This is a genomic window from Clostridioides sp. ES-S-0108-01, assembly GCF_020662285.1.
GTDB lineage: Bacteria > Bacillota > Clostridia > Peptostreptococcales > Peptostreptococcaceae > Clostridioides.
In genome coordinates, this window is record NZ_JADGMN010000079.1 from 1 (window position 1) to 521 (window position 521).

Here is a 521-nt window from a genome sequence, read left to right on the forward strand (position 1 = left end):
GTACGAGAGGTAAGTCCCGCAGGATTTTAAGTCCTGTGCGTCTGCCAGTTCCGCCACTTCGGCTTTTTTGGCTCCAAGGGTGGGGCTCGAACCCACAGCCTACCGGTTAACAGCCGGTTGCTCCACCATTGAGCTACCTTGGAATATCCACGTGGCTACGTCCTACTCTCCCAGGCAGTTTCCCACCAAGTACCATCAGCGCTAAAGAGCTTAACTTCTGTGTTCGGAATGGAAACAGGTGTATCCTCTTTGCTATTATAACCACATATTGCCTATTTATAAGACAAGTATTATATTAACATCTTTATTTTTAAATGTCAATAGTTTTAAAGTACTAAATAATAATTGTTTTTATGATACATACTATATTAATTGAAGTTAGTACTTCACATAAAATTAACACTCTAAAAACTACACATATATTTTACTGAATAAACATCAAATAAATATTGGTCAAGTCCTCGACCTATTAGTATCGATAAGCTAAATACATTACTGCACTTACACCTTCGACCTATCAA

Annotated in this window: 1 tRNA gene and 2 rRNA genes; all 3 read right to left on the reverse strand. The window is 38.2% G+C overall.

The window, feature by feature from the left end:
- Positions 1–68 precede the first annotated feature (68 nt).
- Positions 69–143, reverse strand: a tRNA-Asn gene (locus IR152_RS19860).
- Positions 144–149: 6 nt separating this feature from the next.
- Positions 150–266: ribosomal RNA gene (gene rrf / locus IR152_RS19865) — 5S ribosomal RNA — on the reverse strand.
- Positions 267–449: 183 nt separating this feature from the next.
- Positions 450–521: ribosomal RNA gene (locus IR152_RS19870) — 23S ribosomal RNA — on the reverse strand; the annotation flags it as partial.